1 protein-coding gene is annotated in these 679 nt (G+C 42.4%); it reads left to right on the top strand.

Annotation, left to right across the window (positions count from 1 at the left end; translation table 11 throughout):
* A partial coding sequence (locus tag TEK04_RS21230) for an EF-Tu C-terminal domain-related protein (RefSeq protein ID WP_336406361.1) occupies positions 1-483 on the top strand: 483 nt, incomplete at its 5' end.
* Between the last annotated feature and the right edge of the window lie 196 nt (positions 484-679).

The raw sequence follows: 679 nt of genomic DNA, 5'->3' as shown, positions 1-679 counted from the left end.
GGCGTCATCAAAGTTGGTGAAGAAATTGAAATCGTTGGTATCAAACCAACCGCAAAAACCACCTGTACTGGCGTTGAAATGTTCCGTAAACTGCTAGACGAAGGTCGTGCAGGCGAGAACTGTGGTGTACTACTACGTGGTACCAAACGTGAAGACGTACAACGTGGTCAAGTATTGGCTAAACCAGGTTCAATCAAACCACACACCAAATTTGACGCAGAAGTATACGTACTATCAAAAGAAGAAGGTGGTCGTCACACCCCATTCTTAAATGGTTACCGTCCACAATTCTATTTCCGTACCACTGACGTAACTGGCGCAATCCAATTACCAGAAGGTACAGAGATGGTAATGCCTGGCGATAACGTTGAAATGAACGTAGAGCTAATCCACCCAATCGCAATGGACCAAGGCTTACGCTTTGCAATCCGTGAAGGTGGCCGTACTGTAGGTGCAGGTGTTGTTGCTAAAGTTAACGACTAATCGTTAATAAGCAAACAAAAGAGTCACTTCGGTGGCTCTTTTTTTATGCCTAAGCTTTTGTTAACCGGTTAATTTGCCACTAAAATTTACTATTGGTTAATATTGGTTTAAGTGGTTTTAGGCAATAAAAAAGCCAAGCGCTAAGCTTGGCTAAATGATATACCGCTAAATACTAGTGTAGACCGATGATATAGTC

The sequence above is a fragment of the Klenkia sesuvii genome (assembly GCF_037083825.1).
GTDB lineage: Bacteria > Actinomycetota > Actinomycetes > Mycobacteriales > Geodermatophilaceae > Klenkia > Klenkia sesuvii.
The sequence above is the reverse complement of the archived record's forward strand: the minus strand, read 5'-3'. Positions and strand labels throughout refer to the sequence as shown.